We start from the raw sequence: 18,540 nt of genomic DNA on the forward strand, positions 1-18,540 counted from the left end.
ATTAAACAATTTTAAGCGAATATCCAAGTTTTGCTCACCATATTCCAGCTTTCATCGATCCAATTGTATAATCAGACAGATATCCTTGCTGATGTGAGAAATAAAAATGAACAATCTGTCTCATTTTTTAAGGCCCAGATCGGTCGCCGTTATCGGTGCCTCTAATCGTCCACTCAGAGCAGGTCATGTGGTGATGAAGAATCTGCTTAGCGGTAACTTTGACGGAACCGTGATGCCGGTGACTCCCCGTTACACCTCTGTATGTGGTGTACTGGCATACAAAACCATCGACTCATTGCCTATCATACCGGATATCGCGGTGCTGTGTACGCACGCTTCAAGAAATATTTCTCTCTTCCGGCAACTTGCCGAAAAAAAAGTCGCTTATGTTATCGTCCTCTCATCGGATATGTACGCCAATGACCCGGAAGAACATCAGATCCAGGAACAATGTCTGGCCATCGCAAAAGCCGCAAATATGCGCATTGTTGGCCCGAACAGTCTGGGAATCATTCTCCCCTGGATTTCATTCAATGCTTCTTTTTCGCCGGTCGCAGCGCTACAGGGAAATATTGCCTTTATTTCCCAGTCGGCAGCAGTGTGTACCACGATTCTGGATTGGGCAAATGAAAAACAGATCGGTTTTTCTGCTTTTATTTCTCTGGGCAATGCATCGGACATCGATTTCAGCGATCTGCTCGATCACCTCAGTACAGACCGGCATACTGATGCTATTCTGCTCTATATCGATACAATCCGGGATGCCAGACGGTTTATTTCTGCTGCCCGGGCCGCTTCCCGTAACCGAAGGATTCTGGTTCTGAAAGGTGGAAGAACTCTGGAAGGAAGAAAAGCCGCCAAAGCACATACCGGTGGAATCGATACATTAGATATTATTTATGACTCAGCTATCCGCCGTAGCGGGATGTTACGTGTTCAAAACACACATGAATTGTTCGCTGCCGTTGAAACACTAACCCATCCTCTGCCTCTCCGGGGAGAACGACTGGCTATCATTACCAATGGTGGTGGTCCGGCAATTATGGCGATCGATACCTTGCTCGAACGCGGGGGTAAACTGGCTCGGCTGAATGATGAAATTCTCCAGAAACTGAATCAGAGTCTGCCATCAAGCTGGTCACACGCGAATCCGATTGATCTGGTTGGTGACGCAGGCCACCAACGTTACGTTTCCGCATTGAATGCTGTATTGGACGCAGATGTTGCCGATGCAATTTTAATCATGCATTGCCCGTCAGCGGTTGCAGAGTCAGAACAAACCGCACAGGCGGTGATTGATGCGCTGAACCAGCATCCACGCAACCGCCAGTTCAATATTCTGACAAACTGGTCTGGGGAATTAACCGCCAGAGCTGCCCGGCAGCGCTTTTATCAGGCCGGAATTCCGACTTACCGGACACCGGAAAGCGCGGTGATCGCATTTATGCACATGGTAGAATATAAGCGTAACCAAAAACAATTGATGGAAACGCCAACAACTGCCGACTCTCTGCCACCTGAACAAATTCAGAAAGCGCAGGAATGGATTAATTATCAACTCGAACAAACCAACCAGCCAACTGTATTACTCGATACCCACCAGATTGGCGATTTATTAAAGTGCTTTGAATTTGATGTACTTCCGACCTGGATGGCGCAAGACAGCAGCGAAGCCGTTCATATTGCTGAAACTATCGGCTATCCGGTTGCGGTAAAGCTACGCTCTCCGGATATTGCACATAAGTCAGACGTTCAGGGAGTAATGCTCAACCTGAGAAATCGCTATGAAGTCGAAAGTGCATCACAGGCAATCCTTGACCGGGTCAGTCTTTCTTATCCGGCAGCACTGATTCATGGATTGGTTGTGCAGGCGATGGCAAAGCTCGCCGGTGGTGAAGAACTGCGAATCAAAGTCAAACATGATGAAACATTCGGACCCGTGATCCTGATTGGTCAGGGAGGCTCAGAATGGCAGGAAGCAACAGATGCCGAGGCTGCCCTTCCCCCGTTGAATATGACACTGGCAAGATATTTGATCGTTCAGGCAATAAAAAACAACAAGATCCGTTTACAAAAACTCCCGGTTCCGATTGATATTGCCGGACTCTCCAAGTTTTTGGTCCGGCTTTCACAGTTAATCGAGGCATGCCCGGAAATTCATGAACTGGATATTCATCCACTGCTGGTCAACGGCCATCAGTTTACCATTCTGGATGCAGACTTAACTCTCAAGCCCTATCATGGAGATGCCCAGCAACGACTGGCGATCCGCCCGTATCCGTCAGAGCTGGAAGAACATACGGTCATGAAAAATCAGGAATCGATCTTAATCCGGCCAATTCTTCCGGAAGATGAACCCGATCATGCTGAATTCATCAGCAAAGTTTCAAAAGAAGATCTGTACAAACGTTTTTTTACTGAAGTCGGTGAATTTAATCATGAAGCTTTGGCAAATATGACCCAAATCGATTATGACCGGGAAATGGCTTTTGTCGCGGTCAGATCTTCACCACAGCATGAAATAATCGGCGTATCCAGAGCATTGATTACTCCGGACAACAGTAATGCAGAGTTTGCAATTCTCATCCGTTCTGATTTAAAAGGTCAGGGACTTGGTCAGATACTCATGCGAAAAATCATCGCATACTGTAAAGCCAAAGGTACCGGGCAAATCTCCGGAATCACCATGCCAAGTAACCGCGGTATGCTATCACTGGCTCAAAAACTCGGATTTCAGGTAGAAGTGCACTTTGATGATGGCACCGCTGAAATGCAACTTCAGTTGAACCCTGATAACGAGACTAACAGTGAAACAAGGGATGATGAATAACGGACAGATAAGCAGTGACGGGTAAACCGTCACTGGCTTTACATCATGTTCTGATTCCAGTGGCTCTTCAAATACTGGATACACCAGGATTTGGCCTCTCCCATTTTATTACGGCGCCAGGCCAGAACCAGTTCCGCTTCTTGGGTTTCTGTCCCGTGGATCATTTGTAGCTTACCTGCTTCAATCAAAGGATCAGCAACCGATTTAGGTAATGTACCAATCCCAAGTCCATTCGTCAGCGCCTGACATTTAGCGGCAAAGTTTGTCACTGTCAGCCGGGGCTGTTTCTGCAAAATATTAACACTAATCGGCGGCTGTTCTCTGGCAGTATCCGCGATGGCAATAATACGGTATTTCTGTCTTGCACTTTCATCAAAAGCACCACTTCGCTTGTGAACATAATGCCCGGAAGCTGCAACCCAGACAAAAGACATCCTCCCCAGCGACTCAACTTTGACATCATGAGGCATCGTTTCAAGACGAGGACAAATCAGTAAGTCAGCCCGATCCGTTGCCAGTGATTCCCAGCATCCGGCCAGAATTTCTTCCTGAAGACGAACTCTGGTCTTACTGACATTACCGAGCGCTTCGACTAAAGGGAAGAAATTATCAACCGGGATAATACCATCATATGCCAGAGTAATATCCAGTTCCCAGCCATTCGCCAGAACCGTGGCATCATTCACCAGTTTGTCGGTTTCCGAGAGGATACGCCGACCATGATCAAGCAACAGGCGGCCGGCATCTGTGAAACTGGCTTTATGACCCGAACGATCGAAAATGATGATATCCAGATCTTGTTCCAGCTTTTGAATCTGGTAACTCAGGGAACTCGGCGCCCGGTTCATTTCATGAGCGGCGGCGGCAAAGCTGCCACGCCGTTCAATTGCATCGAGAATATAAAGCGCTTCTAATGTGATAGGACTATGCAAAATAAGTTTCCTTAAAACTATGTTCTTGAAAACAGAACCCAGACAGGTTCAGTATCAGACAAACTGTAATACTGTGACGTATGAACCCACCTCATTCAGCAATCGTCACTTTTTATGCACAACACATGAGCAAGCGGCTCTGATATCATGGCAGTATTCTAATCTGCGGCATCTTATTTGTGTTGGCATTGATACAAATTCCGGTAAAAACAAGCCTAAAACGAATGCTTCTAGTCAAGTTCCGGTTTGACCCACACCCGGCAAAAATCAAACCATCCTAATGCATTGCATTTAGCATTTTGTAGAGCACCACACTGGTCATGGCTCACCCCGAGCCAGCTATGGAATAATGGAACAATCTGATGTTTTTCAATCAGAGATTTGCCGATTTCTTTCGCCGGGAAAATCTGACTGTTTCCGGCCCGCCAGAAATCAATCAACTGCTGCCAGTAAGCAAAATCCTGCGGCTGACTTGTTTCACTGACATCGGAATAGTTCAGCAGCCAGCCAGCCAGCGCATCATCACGATGGTTCGAGATTCCCATCGCTTTAATCCAGATATCAACATCCTGCATAACCTGCACCGAATGTTCATAAGTCATCAGCTCAACCTGAATCCCATCCTGATTTAATAGCGTCTGAATGACCTCAATTAAATGAGGAAACATCGGATGCCGTGCGTGATAAGCGATCCTGAGTGGACGTGAGACAGGAGGAACAATCGGCTGTCTGCCGGGACGATGATGATACCAGCCCGGTTTCAGACCATGCGCCGGTAGCATTCCCCATTCAACAACGGTCTCTTCAGGGAAGAGCTTAAACAAGCTCAATGCACTCAGTTTGCTGCTCAGGTATTCCGCCCACACTTGATCCTGAGCAATTCCGTCTTTTCGGTTCAGTTGCAGATATATACATCCCGGGTCCAAATCAACATCTTCCCGTGAAGAACCCCGTCTCATTTTGATGGGAGTATTTAGAGTCGGAAAAACCAGAGATGAGTGTGCTTCATCAATAACGCAAACTTCAATTTTATCTAACAATGGACGATAACCGAAATAACCATCAAATGCCTGAAGGATTAAGCGCTTATCATCATTAATAACAATCTTAAACGGCCCGGTTCCTACCGGCATCAGATCGAATTCATTGTCCTGCTGAACACTGGAACTGACAATTTTGGCACACGTTTCTGCCAGTAAAACCGGCAGATGAACATCCGGCTTACTGAGATGAATATCAATCACCCAATCTCCCGGAGTTGTGACATCATCAATGTGCTCAAACAGGCGAAAACACTGCAACTCCCGCAGGCTATCCACAACCAGTTCAGAAGTGAGCTGTTCACCATTGTGGAACCGGACACCAGGACGTAAATAAAATCGCCAGTGCTTCTCAGACAGGCTCTGCCAGCTATGAGCCAGATCTGGCTGTAATGTTTCATTCTCATCTAATGTCGTCAGGCCGCTGAATACCTGCCGGGCAATATGTTGCTCTGAACGCCGCATCTGCTTACGGGGATTCAGCATAGACAACGGACGATAATACGGCAGCCGGACAACCTGAAGCCCTTGCTGATGCTGAACGCCAAGATAGCTTTGAATCACTTGGGTAAGCTTGGCTGCATTCTGATCCAGAACCGAAAGCGCCTGACCGAATTTTCCTTCTTCAAGATATCGCCTGGCCAGATTTTCACTGACATCGCTCCGGCTTCTCTTAAAAATCAGATGCGATAGTTTTCCCCGACCGGCAGCAGGATGCCATTCGATCCAGCCTTCTTCTTCCATTTTATTCAGGACAATACGGGCATTGCGTCGGGTGCAGAACAGAATGTCCGTGACATCTTCCAGACGAACTTCGGTGTTTTGCCCTTCAAAGTGTTCGAATAGCGTCTCAAACTGGACGCGTAACCTTGGACTACTCATAGGAATAAATGGGGAAATGGATCATATTTTTCATGGTTCTATATTTCCCTATTTTTCCCGTTTCTGCAAATATAGTCAGCATATTGTTGCTATTTTTTCTTTTTCACTGCAATCGTCAGACGACAGGTACAAACTAATCTGCCTCGTTCATCCTGAATATTGATCTGCCATACCTGAGTTGAAACCCCGATATGCATAGGCTGAGCTATGCCTGTAACTGTTCCGCTTCTGAGTGCCCGAATGTGATTGGCATTAATATCCAGACCGACGCAGTAAGAATCTTCACCAACACAAAAATTCGCCGCCACCGAGCCCAGAGTTTCCGCCAGAACAACAGATGCGCCACCGTGTAACATACCCAGCGGCTGATGGGTAAAATGACAGACCGGCATTGTGGCCGAAACCGTAGAATCAGAGACCTCCGTATACACAATTCCCAAGTGTTCAATCATGGTATTGACAGAAGTTTGATTCAATAAATCGATATCGATCGGCCTTTTCCAGATACTCATAATATACCTTTTAAAATGGATGTAAGGGTCAATGAACCCGAAGATTCAAGTTCAGAAAATATCATGACTGTCATGATGCATGCTATAAACAGATTGTATGCTATAGCAGAATAATGTAACGCAGAGCAGCTACGGAACCAGTTTGCCACCAGCACTCTATCCGATGATTCTCTCTAAAACTATATGCTGAGTGGATAAAAAACTTTAAATTATCTTCACAGCGTGGATAATACGCACTTGTTTTTTACAGGAGTCTAATCATATGGCAACAGAATCAGCGCTGCTTGAACGTTGTGAATCAAAGTGTGAACTATGTTCAGCAACATCCCCGCTTCAACCATTTGTTGTTGCACCACATACACAAATTACAGTCGATCATGCAGTGATGCTCTGTGAAACCTGTAAAACCCAAATCGAAAATCCGGAAGCAACCGACCCGAATCACTGGCGTTGCCTGAATGACAGTATGTGGAGCCAGACTCCAGCTGTTCAGGTTGTTGCATGGCGTCAACTGAAGCGTTTATCTGAGTCAGAAACCTGGGCACATGATCTGCTCGACATGATGTACCTTGAAGACGAAACCAAAACCTGGGCAGAAATCGGCATGGACGACGACGCAGATAAGCCACTTGACGTCAACGGCGTTGAACTGAAAAAAGGCGATGATGTTACTATCATCAAAGATCTGCCGATTAAAGGTTCCAGTCAGGTCATCAAACAGGGAACTGTGGTCAGAAATATCAATGTTTCTGCTGATGATGCCAAACATATTCAGGGTAAAGTGAACGGTCAGGCAATGTATGTCATTGCTGAGTACTGCCGTAAGAAATAATTTTCTGCCCCGGATAAACAATAAAACCCCGGAAACAAAATCTTGGTTCCGGGGTTTTTATATCAACAATGTTACTGATTCAGGTTCAGCTTAATCACGACTCTCCGGTCTGATTTTCTGTCCCGTCCATCCTGTTGAGATAACTCTCCGCGAATCACCAGTTTGTTACTGAGCCATTGACCATAAGGCTGTAGTGTCTCACTTTCAAACAAGACATTAGAAACGGCCAGAGCCCTTTTCACCGAGAGGTCATAATTATACTTATAAGCATCCAGATCATCTTTCGAACCTTTCCATTCTTCACTGGACAAGCCGATCACTTCCAGAGACTTAATCTGATCCGGATACTGTGAAAGGACATCAAATAATGGATTTAGTGTTGAAGTAATTGCCGCTTCAAATCTTGGTGAAACTGCAGACTCTCCGACTTTAAAATAACCATATGAGCCAAAATCCAGTGTCATCCGGTGATAATCAAATGATACCCGGTTTTGCTTAAATGCATCCGAGCTACTGGACTTAATCGCTTCAATTAAACTGTTCAGGTCGTGATTCAGTTGTGATTTCTCTGTATAAAATGCATCGGACGGCAATACAAAGTTAGCTGTCACCCGTTTATTCGCAAGGCTAAGCAGACTTTTGTCCCCTGCTCCGGTGAAAATAACATTCACATTATCAATTTTGCTGAAACTGTCATCGACAGAAGTCACCTGATAATCACTCAGATCGTTTTCGTCGATAATATTCTGAATCAACGGAATGTACTGCTTGTCGACATAAACCGAGACATGACTGTCTCTGACACCCATATTTTCCATTGCCGTATACAATGTATATTTGAACAGTCCCGGTACCAGCATGAAAGGTGTTAATAAAATAAACACGGTCACCAGACTATTAAAAATATTCTTATCTTTATGGTTGATATACATCTTACTGGCGATACCACAATAAAGCAGTGGTGTGAACATCAGTACCGTTGAAAACCAGTCTAAGTCACTTACGGTCGCATAATGAGAAAGAATATAAACCAGTGGAATCAACCACAAAAGACCCAGCAGGGAAATCGAGCCAATCCCGTGATCTTTGATAAAGTTTTTGATCATCCCGCCAAAAACCATTTGTCGCAGATGTTTCTCTTTTTTTGTCATCGACAAGGTTTTAAAAATAAAAGACGGAAGCTTAACCAGAAAGATCAGCGTATTGATCAGCGACAGGGACGAAACTGAAAATAAAAAGATAAATAATGCAGCTAAAAACCCAAATGAGATAAATACAAAACAGATGAATAATCCATCTCCTAATGTAAGTCCCTGAGGATAGAACCCCATAATTGAGCAATATATCAATATTATCACTGCGCCGAGAAAGAACCCAACCTTAGAAATAATGGATATGGATTCACTTATTTTTTGTGTAGTCATTATGAATATATACCTAGCAAAGATATGAAAAACAACGGACTGATCTTAAAGAGATCACCTGTTTAGGCAAGCATAATTCGTTTGATATTTGCTGTTTCTGCATGATTTTTTGGCCAATTCCGCAGAATACTATTGAAAGTGAGATATTGATTCCAATTCTATATAAATGAATTTAAAGGCAGATAACTTCTGCTGAAGAAATATGATGTACTGATGAACTTACCGGGTATACACAAAGCAGCTATCCAGACAAAATAAATAGCTGCCCGGTTCAGTTCATCTATTCATCTATTTAATAAAAACGATATTTTTAATGAAAACGGAAAACGATAGTGTTTACCGGGAACATCTGCCGGTCATGATAACCGACAGATTCAAATCCCTGAGTATGGAAGAAAGTAAACCAGTAATGACCAGATACTCACCCAACTGACAACCACCAGCGCATCAACCCAATCTTTGTGCCACATATTCCCTCCTCACGTATGAGGTGACTCAGACACAGTAGAATAAGCAAAGATGATGCCATTACAGAATATACCGGCATATCCGTTAGGCCAAATCATGAGCCTGAGCTGTCGGAACAGCTCCGTCTGACAGGTGAATCCAGTCCGGTTTATCCTGAAGCATCTCGATTAACGCATCGGCCATCGATACATTCGATACCATTCCGGGCTGGACCATCTCAAGGATTGCTTCATAACCTTCTTTACCTTTCATGGTATATGCTGATGATGTACCACAATAAACACTTGAATCACAAACAGATATCCAATTGCCGTCCTGATGGACTTTCAATTCCTGAATCCGCTCCCCGGCAGGCATTTCTGCCTGATAGTGGAAATCCAGACCATAACAATAAGGATAGCTGCCGGTCCCGGTACTTTCGGCCCGGTAACCTAATGCGTTATCAATAGCACCTTCAAGAAAACTTTTCAGGGTCGCTCCTGTGACATAATAAACACCGATGGGAATCGCAAATGGCAATAAATTACCGGCAATATCGGCAACTGTCAGTATGCCGGTCGGCAAAGAGCAACGCACTGCCCCGGCATTATGAACAGCAAACTGGACCGGATGTTCACGCTTATGCATCGCATAAAAGAAAGCCCGGGCAACCAGTGGCGCAATTTCACTCCCGCCATTCTCTCCGGGAATCCGGGTATGAAATAATGGCTGTGTCAACGTCACGACTTCTTTGGTCTGTTGCTGCCGGACAACCGGAAGATAATGCGAATTCAAGATATCCTGAATACGTGAGTCTTTGCCGCAGACACAAATCAGCGGGTGTTGTTCCAGATAATCACAGGCATGCTGATGTCGCCAGTCACTGCCCGGAGACTGTCTGGCAGCATCAACAAACAGACGCCTGCCGATTAATAGCTCATTTCTCCCCTGAAACCGAACGACTTTTCCTGATACATCGAAATCAATGTGGCAATGCCCCAGAGCCAAAGCATGACATCCGGCTTGCACGATATAGGTTTCTTTTACTCTGATCCCATAAGGATCCTCACAGGACAGGCCGATATCCGCAAGATCACCTTGCAAAACATGGCTATGTCCGCCAACAATCAGGCTGATGCCGGTCACTGATTCAGCAAGCTGCAGGTCCACCTCATACCCAAGGTGACTCAGCAGGATAATCTTATTTATTCCACTGTCCTGAATCGCTTTGACTGTCCGGTGGGCAACATCCAGCGCTGCCACAAACGGCGTATCAGCATCCGGATTTGAGATGTCATCCATCCGATCAAGTGTCAGACCAAAGATCGCAACGGACTCTTGCCCATATTCCCGGACCAGCCACTGAGCTGTCTGCTGACGGACATCATACCGGTAAACATTGTTCTGTTCAGACAGGCGATGTGGTTTTTCCTGTAACTCCTGACTTAAATCCCAGTTGCCGGCCAGTAACGGGAAATCGATATTCCGGGCAAAATGGGCGACCGCTTCGTTTCCCAGGTCCAATTCATGGTTTCCCAGCACCATGGCATCAACACCCAGCTCGTTGAGCAGGGTTGCATTGGCTTCTCCCCTGAACAGCGAGAAATATAATGTGCCCTGAAAGCAATCCCCTGCATGGAGTAACAAGAAATGACGCTCATCACTCCGGGCTTCACCCTTCAACTGATTGACCCTGGTCGCAATCCGGGCGAAACCACCGGCACTGACATACGGTGAAATCTTCTCATGGCGAACGGTCAGTTCAAGTTGCAACGATGAAGGCTCAAAGTACGAGTGTGTATCATTCAGATGAGCGATGGTCATGGAAAGTGGCTGGTGATGATGCATAAACTCAGAAAATTTTTTATATCATGGGTGAAAAATCATGACAGATTCACACGCATTTGTGAAATAGAGTTCAAACTTTTTCTGTATGAAAAGACAGTTGTCGTGTAGATATTGTCCATCTGTGATGTAAGTAACTAGTATCTCTGGCTTTTTATATTATTCTTTAAACATGACGCTATCTCTGGGAAGATGCCTATGCATTTAGAGCGAGTTGAAGTATCCGGTTTCCGAGGAATCCGCCGTTTATCGCTTAGTTTAGAAGAGCTCACAACACTTATCGGAGAGAATACCTGGGGGAAATCTTCGCTTCTGGACGCGCTCAGTATTGCTCTCCCGCCTGATGGCAGCCTGTATCATTTCTCACTCCAGGACTTTCATGTCAACTACGCTATTTCCCAGCCCCGGACGCAACATCTGCAAATTGTGCTCTGCTTTATTACCACGGAAAAAAATGAACCGAAATCCGGCCGTTACCGCAAGCTAAAACCTATCTGGCAACCGGCGCCCCGGGGATTCAACCGGATCATTTACCGGATCAGTGGTACCCGTGAACATGACAGAATTACCACGGTTCATCACTTTCTGGATCTGGATGGTGAACCACTCAAACTTCATCATTCAGAAAAACTTGCGCAAGAGCTAAGCAGTTTACACCCGGTGCTACGGCTCAGAGACTCCCGCCGTCTCCAGATCTCGGCCAATGGTATCAATCAGGGGAAAAATGCCAGAATAGAAAAAAGAATTAACAATACCTGCCGCCGTTTGCTGGCAACTCCCGGACATGTAAATAAAGGAGAAATAAAAAGCAGCCTCAATGCGATGAATGCTCTGGTTGAACACTATTTTTCATTTAAAAGCCGGAGTAAAAAGAAGCCGGCTTACGAGAGAACCAGTCTGGTATACGCTTCCCCGTCATCAGAAAAAACTTTCGTTCAGTATATTGAAGAAACGAAAAACCGTCAGAGCCGCCTTCTGCTGATGCGACTGTTAAATTCCTATCTACAGGCGAAAGGACCGACCGATCTCCGCCGGTGTGCCAGACCGATTCTGATTATTGAAGATCCGGAAGGTCGCCTGCACCCGACGCATCTGGCCCGTGCCTGGACAATTCTGCAATTGCTGCCGATGCAAAAAATTCTGACCACCAATAGTGGAGAACTGCTTGCTGCGGTGCCACTCTACTCAATCAGGCGTCTGGTCAGAATGTCAGACAAAACCAAAGCGCTGTCCGTACCGGAAAAAATGCTTTCTCAGGATGATCTGCGCCGCATCGGTTTTCACATCCGCTTCCATCGTTCCAGCGCCCTGTTTGCCCGCTGCTGGTTACTGGTAGAAGGTGAAACGGAAGTCTGGCTATTCAGTGAACTGGCACGTCAGTGTGGTTATGATCTGATGGCCGAAGGCATACAGATCATTGAATTTGCTCAATCCGGACTGAAGTCACTGATCAAAGTTGCAAAAGCATTCGGCATCGACTGGCATGTTGTCACAGATGGGGATTCCGCCGGGAAAAAATATGCGGCAACGGTTCATTCACAACTGGGACATGATCAGATACTGCATCGTCTGACCGAATTACCGGACCGGGACATTGAGCACTTCTTATATAACCACGGATTCGAATTTTTCTTTAAAGATATGCTCAGAATTCCTCACGATCACCCGATACCGGCCAAAAAAGTCGTAACCCGGGTGCTGAAAAAATACGCAAAACCCGATTTAGCTCTGGCGATTGTTTCCTATTGTGAGCAGCGGGATGTCGTGTGCATTCCGCATCTGCTCAGACAAACCCTGAAGCGGATCGTCACTATGGCAAAAGGCAATACCTGAGCCGTCCACCGGTATCAGGTATTATGAAAGCTGAGAGCGGCCTTCAACCATACGCAGGCCGGTTTCTCTGACACAATCAATCAACGGGTGTTCGCCGATGTCGGCACGCCAGACAAAAGATAAACTGCGATCCATTTTCAGTTGCGGCACATTTAAAGCAACTAACTGTTTACTCTCAATTAGCGGTTTCACTTCCAGATAAGGCAGACAGGTCAGATAATCCGAATGTGCCGTCAGGCTGCAAAGAACCGGAACAAAGTCATACTCCCGCCATACATCTAATTGATGCAGATGAGGATGAATCGCACTTTCAAACACCATCCGGGTTCCTGATCCGGGTTCCCGTAAGACCCAGCGTGCCTGCTCCAGTAACTCAAAACTCACGGACGGTAGTGCGGCATAGGGATGATCGGCTGATGCAACGATAGTCAGATGATCGTTACACCAGATTTCCTGACGTAACCGGTGATCATCGCAACGTCCCTCAATAATCCCCAGATCACTCCGGTAGCTCAATACATCCTCAATCACATTATGCGAACTTTTTACGCTGACTTTTACCCGGACATCAGGGTAGATGCGATCCAGTGAACTGACCAGTTCAGGAAGCAGGTGTTCTGCCGGAGTCTGACTGGCACATATTGTCAGCTCTCCACTAATCCCCTGTAATTCGGAAAACCCGGTTTCTATCTGTCTGGCATCCTGTAACAGGCGTTTGGCCCGTGGCCTGAGCCATTCACCCCAATGAGTCAGGCGCATCTGTTTTCCCTGCCGCTCAAATAAAGAACGTCCCAGCACTTTTTCCAGCTGCGATAAAGACATGCTGGTTGCCGATTGTGTCAGTGACAAATAGTCCGCCGCCTGACTGACACTGCCATATTCTGCAATCGCATCAAAGACCGCGATCTGTTTTAATGTATATCTCACCGACTTTCCCATCGTTATGACGTACTATTTGCTTTATTTTACGGGGCTTACTGCAACTATCAATCAAATTGATAGTTATCTTCAGAATTACCAATTTACCGTATGGCGTAAAATTAGGTACTCTACGCTCAGGAATGTGCAGTAGCACACGATTTAACGCTTAGAGTTGTATCTGGAGAGCGCATATGGCGAACAATACCGATTACTTAACTCCTGCTGAAATGATGGTTGAAGCAGAACATTACGCAAGTAGTAAAACCAAGAAATCAACAGGGACGATTTTAGGACTCGGGATGATGGCTGGCCTGTTTATCGGGCTTGCATTTGTTTTTTACATTACAGTCACAACCGGCTCCTCCGATATTCCCTGGGGACTGGCAAAACTGGCCGGAGGCATTGCTTTCAGCCTTGGTCTGATTCTGGTTGTCATCTGCGGCGGAGAATTATTCACCAGCTCGGTACTAACCATCATTGCCAGAGCCAATAAAGAGATCAATACCTCTCAGATGCTGTCTATCTGGGGAAAGGTATATGTCGGTAACTTCTTTGGTGCCATGTTCCTGCTGGTTTTAGTCATGGCTGCCGGTTTATATAGTGGTGCTCACGGACAATGGGGACTCAACGCACTCAACATTGCTCAGCACAAACTTCACCATACATTTATTCAGGCGTTCGCATTGGGAATCCTGTGTAACCTGCTGGTTTGTCTTGCCGTCTGGCTGACATTCAGCTCAAAAAATGCAGCAACTAAAGCACTGATGACTATTTTACCAGTAGCCCTTTTTGTCTCTTCAGGCTTTGAACACTGTGTTGCGAATATGTTTATGGTTCCACTGGGAATTGCGATTCAGACGTTTGCGCCGGATACTTTCTGGCATGCTGTCGGAACCGATGCCAGCCAGTATGCTGACCTGACCATCTCTCATTTTGTGTTTGCCAACCTGATCCCTGTAACTCTGGGGAACATTGTTGGTGGTGCTTTCTTTGTCGGACTCGCCAACTGGTTTATCTTCAGCCATCCATATCAAAAGAAAGAAACTCCGGTTAATCATACTGAAGTGATTGAAAATAAAGCATAACTCTGTAAGTAATCCGATCAAAAAAGCCTCTCTGTGAGAGGCTTTTCTTTATATTCAGCAGCATCGAATTACTGTTTAATACCTTCAACATAAAGCTGCATATCAACGGTATCGACCATTCCCATCGCCTTAATACCGAAATCTGCCAGTTGCAAAGTTGTCGTCCCTTCAAAACCGGCACGTTCTCCACCCCACGGATCAGCTCCCGCACCAATTAGTTTCGCATCAATACTGATTGGCTTGGTTTGCCCATGCAATGTCAGATCTCCATTCACAGTGAACTGGCCATTGCCTTGATCGACAATCCCGGTACTTTTAAACACGGCCGTAGCGTATTTACCGGCATCAATAAATTCTCCGCCACGCAGATGCTTATCACGCTCGGCATGGTTCGAATCCAGCGAAGTCGTATCGACACTGACCTGAACATTCGATGCGGTCATATTCTCCGGATCATAAGAAAAGGTTCCGTCGAACTGGTTGAAACGTCCCTGAATGTAACTATAACCCAGATGGCTGACTTTAAAGTTAATTGATGCATGGCCTCCTTCCGTATCGATTACATAATCGGCAGCGGCGGCGCCAAAAGATAAAGACGTCGTTAATGCTAACCCTGTCGCTAGTAATGCTTTCTTCATTTAGAGGCTCCTATCATTTTTCGTAGCGTGTCATCTTTAGAAATAAAGTGGTGCTGCAAAGCAGCCAGAACATGAAGAACTGCCATAATAATCAGTGTCCAGGCTGCAATTTCATGAACAACTCCGGCCAAATCAGCCTGCCCTTTAAAGAGCAAGCCAGCACCAGGAATTGTAATCCAGTGAAAAATATCAATTCCCCGGCCATCTTCGGTAGAAATCAGATAGCCAGAGACAAAGATAATGAATAAATCAAGATACATCGCATGATGAACGGCTTTCGATGCAACCTTTTCAAAACGAGACCCTGTCACTTTTGGTGAAGCTGTTGATGCTTTCCAGACAACTCGGAATATTGTCAGAAAAGCCAAAAGCATCCCTACAGATTTATGCCAGAAAGGTGCTTCGTGGTACCAAGTGCTGTAATAAGACAAATCAACCATCCAGACACCAACAGTAAACATCCCTATGATGACAATTGCCGATAACCAGTGCATCATTCTGGCAACAGCGTTATAGTTTTTTACATCGGTGCTCATAATGGCCCTTCCTCATTATTATTGCTTCCATGACATCATTATTGCTCCCACGACATCAGGAATAATTCGCATTCCCAACCTCGTTGTGGCGAGTATTTCTGATAACATCGGCAACGAATACCCAAATAAATTGATGAAGATGTTCTAATTCTTTGAACACCAAGCATACGCTAGCCTGCGCATAGCAAGGAATGTAATAAAAAGTGCTTATTTTGTTACAAAACTTTTCTTCTTCCTCAATCGCCACAGCACAAATGCGATAAAAACGTCACAAAAGCTCAAGATATTCAAGTGTAGATTCCTCCGGAAGATAATAAAAAAATCAAGTTCCGTATAAAATATGCTACGCTGAGCTGTGTCCTTCCATGGAGTGTCGATCTTGTTACTGGATATCCTGATTCAAAGTGTCAATGAATTTCAATCTGACTGTCTCAAGCTATGCGAAAAACACTATCCGACAATTCATAATCAGGGTATGACTGAACATCATCTTGCCAAAGCATTTTCCAGACGACTAACCCGCACCCTGATTGAATTCGGCCATTCCTGTGAATATATGCCGATTGAACTCCATGTACACCGGGAGCTGCCACACCATTTTCGGGTGACTTCAGAAATAGGAACCGTGTGGATTCTGACGCATCACCTTGTCAGTGCCGGAAAAGCATGCCGGGAGAAACTCATCCGGGACATAACAACCTGGAAAGAAGAATACGCCTATGCGATTCAGCCTTCCGATCTGTTACTTCTTCTGGCCGACCACTGGATCACCCGCGGCACTACCAGCCGGGAGTTGTTGTACTGGTGGATGGGACAATTACCGGATGAACTGGATGAATATAACGCTCAGGGAATTACACTTTACGAGAGTGATTCTCTTTTAAGTCAGCATCTGGAAACATGCCACGGCGTCTCACCCTGCTATATAAAGTACGGACATCCGCTCAAGCGTTCAAAAGATCAGCAACTGGTGCGTAAATATATTCAGCTTTATGCTGTATTACAGTGGGCCTGAGTACATTCTGATCAGGACCGACCAGAAACAGAGATGCGCTAAAGCCCACTTAAAATACTGCTTTTTACCAAATTCACAGAAAAAGATACGGCTTTTATTTTTACTAGGAAAATAAAACAACCCCGATTAGAATCGCTTCCCATAAAAATCCATAACAACAGTCATGCACCGTAACAGAAAATATCTGTGCAGATTATGACTGAATTCATACCTCAGGTATGAACTTAAGCCTCAACGTAAACAATAAAAAGGTCCCAAGAATAATGAGCCCAGAGAAACATCTACTCGACTGGCAAGCAGGCCAAACGATTGCGGAATCGATGTCGCCCCTGATCGGGCAGCTATACCGGAATCGCGGGGTTGAAATTATCTTATTCGGTAAAACACTGATCAATGCAGCCACCATTGAGATTATTAAAACACACCGAATTGCCCGCCGTTACACTGGTTCTCCTCTTGATTTACAACAAACCCTGCCTATTTTACAACAACTTACAGAATTAGAGCTGACACCAAGCCGGATCGATATTGGTCGGCTGGCTCATCAGTACTGGCAGAATCATGAAGATGAATCGGGCCTCAAAGATTATCTACAGACAGCGCTGTACGGCACCCTGAATGGCATCCCGAGCTCAGCACAAAAGGATGTCGTTTTATACGGATTTGGCCGTATCGGCCGCTTGCTGGCCCGTCTGCTGATTGAAAAAAGTGGTCCGGGTTATCCACTACGTTTGCGGGCAATTGTTGTCCGTGGCGGTAAAGATGGTGATTTGGAAAAAAGAGCCAGCCTGTTGCGCCGGGACTCTGTCCACGGCCTGTTCAACGGCAGTATTACCGTCGATCATGAGCGCAAAGCCATTATCGCAAACGGTAACTATATTCAGGTCATTTATGCCAACAAGCCAGAAGACGTCGATTATACCAGCTATGGGATCCACGATGCACTTATCGTCGACAACACAGGTGTATGGCGTGATAAAGAAGGTTTAAGTCAGCACCTTCAGAGTCAGGGAGCAGCAAAAGTTCTTTTGACAGCGCCGGGTAAAGGCGATATGAAAAATATCGTTTTTGGTGTGAACGAGTCTGTCATTCAGCCTGATGACACGATTATCTCAGCGGCAAGTTGTACCACAAACGCGATTACACCGGTATTAAAAGCGGTTCATGATCAGTATGGAATTTTGTCCGGCCATATTGAAACCGTACACTCGTTTACCAATGATCAGAATTTGATTGATAACTTCCATTCCGGTGATCGCCGTGGTCGGAGTGCCTCACTCAATATGGTACTGACCTCGACAGGCGCAGCAAAAGCCGTGGCAAAAGCCCTGCCAGAACTAGCCGGGAAGCTCACCGGAAATGCGATTCGGGTTCCGACACCCAATGTATCGATGGCAGTTGCCAACCTGAATCTGGCGACGGATACAGACCGGGACTCACTGAATAACTACCTGCGTGATATCGCACTGAATTCACCGTTGGCACCACAGATTGATTACACCGAATCAACAGAAATTGTTTCGACCGATCTGGTTGGTTCCCGCTATGCCGGTGTCGTCGATGGCGCAGCAACAATTGCCCAAGATTCACGCTGTGTTCTGTATATCTGGTACGACAATGAATTCGGCTACAGTGGTCAGGTTATTCACTGTATGGAACAAATGATGGGGGTTCGCTACAAAACCTATCCGGCGTAATCGTAATAACAGGTTTCATCTCCACAACATAACAATAATAACTGCCGGTGGTGTCGGTCTGTAACACCTCC

13 protein-coding genes and 1 pseudogene are annotated in these 18,540 nt (G+C 45.7%); 6 read left to right on the forward strand and 8 right to left on the reverse strand.

Annotated elements, in window-relative coordinates; genetic code table 11:
* Positions 1–106 precede the first annotated feature (106 nt).
* On the forward strand, positions 107–2,830 hold the full coding sequence (locus OCU74_RS19120; protein WP_087480792.1) for a bifunctional acetate--CoA ligase family protein/GNAT family N-acetyltransferase: 2,724 nt from the start codon (positions 107–109) through the stop codon (positions 2,828–2,830).
* A 38-nt stretch (positions 2,831–2,868) separates the two neighbouring features.
* Here the strand turns inward: OCU74_RS19120 and OCU74_RS19125 are convergent, their stop codons facing one another.
* From OCU74_RS19125 to OCU74_RS19135, 3 genes are all read right to left on the reverse strand, one after another.
* Positions 2,869–3,762, reverse strand: a complete 894-nt coding sequence (locus tag OCU74_RS19125; RefSeq protein WP_087480791.1) for a LysR substrate-binding domain-containing protein — start codon at positions 3,760–3,762, stop codon at positions 2,869–2,871.
* Between the two features lie 230 nt (positions 3,763–3,992).
* On the reverse strand, positions 3,993–5,684 hold the full coding sequence (locus OCU74_RS19130; protein ID WP_087480790.1) for an SgrR family transcriptional regulator: 1,692 nt from the start codon (positions 5,682–5,684) through the stop codon (positions 3,993–3,995).
* A gap of 89 nt (positions 5,685–5,773) precedes the next feature.
* Positions 5,774–6,196 carry a hotdog fold thioesterase gene (locus tag OCU74_RS19135; protein ID WP_087480789.1) on the reverse strand — a complete coding sequence of 141 codons (423 nt, stop codon included), beginning with the start codon at positions 6,194–6,196 and terminating at the stop codon, positions 5,774–5,776.
* Between the two features lie 262 nt (positions 6,197–6,458).
* Here OCU74_RS19135 and OCU74_RS19140 point away from each other — a divergent pair, with 262 nt between their 5' ends.
* The gene (locus OCU74_RS19140) at positions 6,459–7,028 is read left to right on the forward strand and encodes a PhnA domain-containing protein (protein ID WP_087480788.1); all 570 of its coding nucleotides are present in this window, start codon (positions 6,459–6,461) and stop codon (positions 7,026–7,028) included.
* Positions 7,029–7,099: 71 nt separating this feature from the next.
* Here the strand turns inward: OCU74_RS19140 and OCU74_RS19145 are convergent, their stop codons facing one another.
* Together OCU74_RS19145 and OCU74_RS19150 are read right to left on the reverse strand one after the other, a co-directional pair.
* The gene (locus tag OCU74_RS19145) at positions 7,100–8,359 is read right to left on the reverse strand and encodes an OmpA family protein (RefSeq protein ID WP_087480787.1); all 1,260 of its coding nucleotides are present in this window, start codon (positions 8,357–8,359) and stop codon (positions 7,100–7,102) included.
* Between the two features lie 645 nt (positions 8,360–9,004).
* Positions 9,005–10,747, reverse strand: coding sequence for a bifunctional metallophosphatase/5'-nucleotidase (locus OCU74_RS19150; RefSeq protein WP_087480786.1), 1,743 nt, complete (start codon positions 10,745–10,747; stop codon positions 9,005–9,007).
* Between the two features lie 195 nt (positions 10,748–10,942).
* Here OCU74_RS19150 and OCU74_RS19155 point away from each other — a divergent pair, with 195 nt between their 5' ends.
* The gene (locus OCU74_RS19155) at positions 10,943–12,577 is read left to right on the forward strand and encodes an ATP-dependent endonuclease (RefSeq protein ID WP_087480785.1); all 1,635 of its coding nucleotides are present in this window, start codon (positions 10,943–10,945) and stop codon (positions 12,575–12,577) included.
* Positions 12,578–12,598: 21 nt separating this feature from the next.
* Here the strand turns inward: OCU74_RS19155 and OCU74_RS19160 are convergent, their stop codons facing one another.
* A complete protein-coding gene (locus tag OCU74_RS19160; RefSeq protein ID WP_087481170.1) occupies positions 12,599–13,504 on the reverse strand; it encodes a LysR substrate-binding domain-containing protein in 906 nt (301 codons plus the stop codon).
* Positions 13,505–13,689: 185 nt separating this feature from the next.
* Here OCU74_RS19160 and focA point away from each other — a divergent pair.
* Positions 13,690–14,562 (forward strand): annotated as a pseudogene (gene focA, locus OCU74_RS19165) (formate transporter FocA); the annotation flags it as partial.
* 89 nt (positions 14,563–14,651) lie between these two features.
* On the opposite strand, the gene OCU74_RS19170 reads toward focA, so the two are convergent.
* Both OCU74_RS19170 and OCU74_RS19175 read right to left on the reverse strand, forming a co-directional pair.
* Entirely contained in the window at positions 14,652–15,221 is a 570-nt protein-coding gene (locus OCU74_RS19170; RefSeq protein WP_087480783.1) for a YceI family protein, read from the reverse strand.
* Complete coding sequence (locus tag OCU74_RS19175) at positions 15,218–15,757, reverse strand: cytochrome b (RefSeq protein WP_087480782.1); 540 nt, start codon at positions 15,755–15,757, stop codon at positions 15,218–15,220. The genes OCU74_RS19170 and OCU74_RS19175 overlap by 4 nt, the downstream gene beginning before the upstream one ends.
* A gap of 379 nt (positions 15,758–16,136) precedes the next feature.
* Between OCU74_RS19175 and OCU74_RS19180 the strand changes: the two genes are divergently transcribed.
* Both OCU74_RS19180 and OCU74_RS19185 read left to right on the forward strand, forming a co-directional pair.
* Positions 16,137–16,772: a hypothetical protein gene (locus OCU74_RS19180; protein ID WP_087480781.1), complete on the forward strand. Its 636-nt coding sequence runs from the start codon at positions 16,137–16,139 to the stop codon at positions 16,770–16,772.
* 263 nt (positions 16,773–17,035) lie between these two features.
* A complete protein-coding gene (locus OCU74_RS19185; RefSeq protein WP_087480780.1) occupies positions 17,036–18,469 on the forward strand; it encodes a glyceraldehyde-3-phosphate dehydrogenase in 1,434 nt (477 codons plus the stop codon).
* Positions 18,470–18,540 lie beyond the last annotated feature (71 nt).

The organism is Vibrio mangrovi, from assembly GCF_024346955.1.
In the GTDB taxonomy this organism is placed as follows: domain Bacteria; phylum Pseudomonadota; class Gammaproteobacteria; order Enterobacterales; family Vibrionaceae; genus Vibrio; species Vibrio mangrovi.

Excerpts from the sequence above, each read along its gene's own strand:
- OCU74_RS19145 (WP_087480787.1), bottom strand. The coding sequence starts at position 8,359 with ATGGGGTTCTATCCTCAGGGACTTACATTAGGAGATGGATTATTCATC.
- OCU74_RS19150 (WP_087480786.1), bottom strand. The coding sequence starts at position 10,747 with ATGCATCATCACCAGCCACTTTCCATGACCATCGCTCATCTGAATGAT.
- OCU74_RS19135 (WP_087480789.1), bottom strand. The coding sequence starts at position 6,196 with ATGAGTATCTGGAAAAGGCCGATCGATATCGATTTATTGAATCAAACT.
- OCU74_RS19185 (WP_087480780.1), top strand. The coding sequence starts at position 17,036 with ATGAGCCCAGAGAAACATCTACTCGACTGGCAAGCAGGCCAAACGATT.
- OCU74_RS19130 (WP_087480790.1), bottom strand. The coding sequence starts at position 5,684 with ATGAGTAGTCCAAGGTTACGCGTCCAGTTTGAGACGCTATTCGAACAC.
- OCU74_RS19155 (WP_087480785.1), top strand. The coding sequence starts at position 10,943 with ATGCATTTAGAGCGAGTTGAAGTATCCGGTTTCCGAGGAATCCGCCGT.
- OCU74_RS19120 (WP_087480792.1), top strand. The coding sequence starts at position 107 with ATGAACAATCTGTCTCATTTTTTAAGGCCCAGATCGGTCGCCGTTATC.
- OCU74_RS19175 (WP_087480782.1), bottom strand. The coding sequence starts at position 15,757 with ATGAGCACCGATGTAAAAAACTATAACGCTGTTGCCAGAATGATGCAC.
- OCU74_RS19140 (WP_087480788.1), top strand. The coding sequence starts at position 6,459 with ATGGCAACAGAATCAGCGCTGCTTGAACGTTGTGAATCAAAGTGTGAA.
- OCU74_RS19170 (WP_087480783.1), bottom strand. The coding sequence starts at position 15,221 with ATGAAGAAAGCATTACTAGCGACAGGGTTAGCATTAACGACGTCTTTA.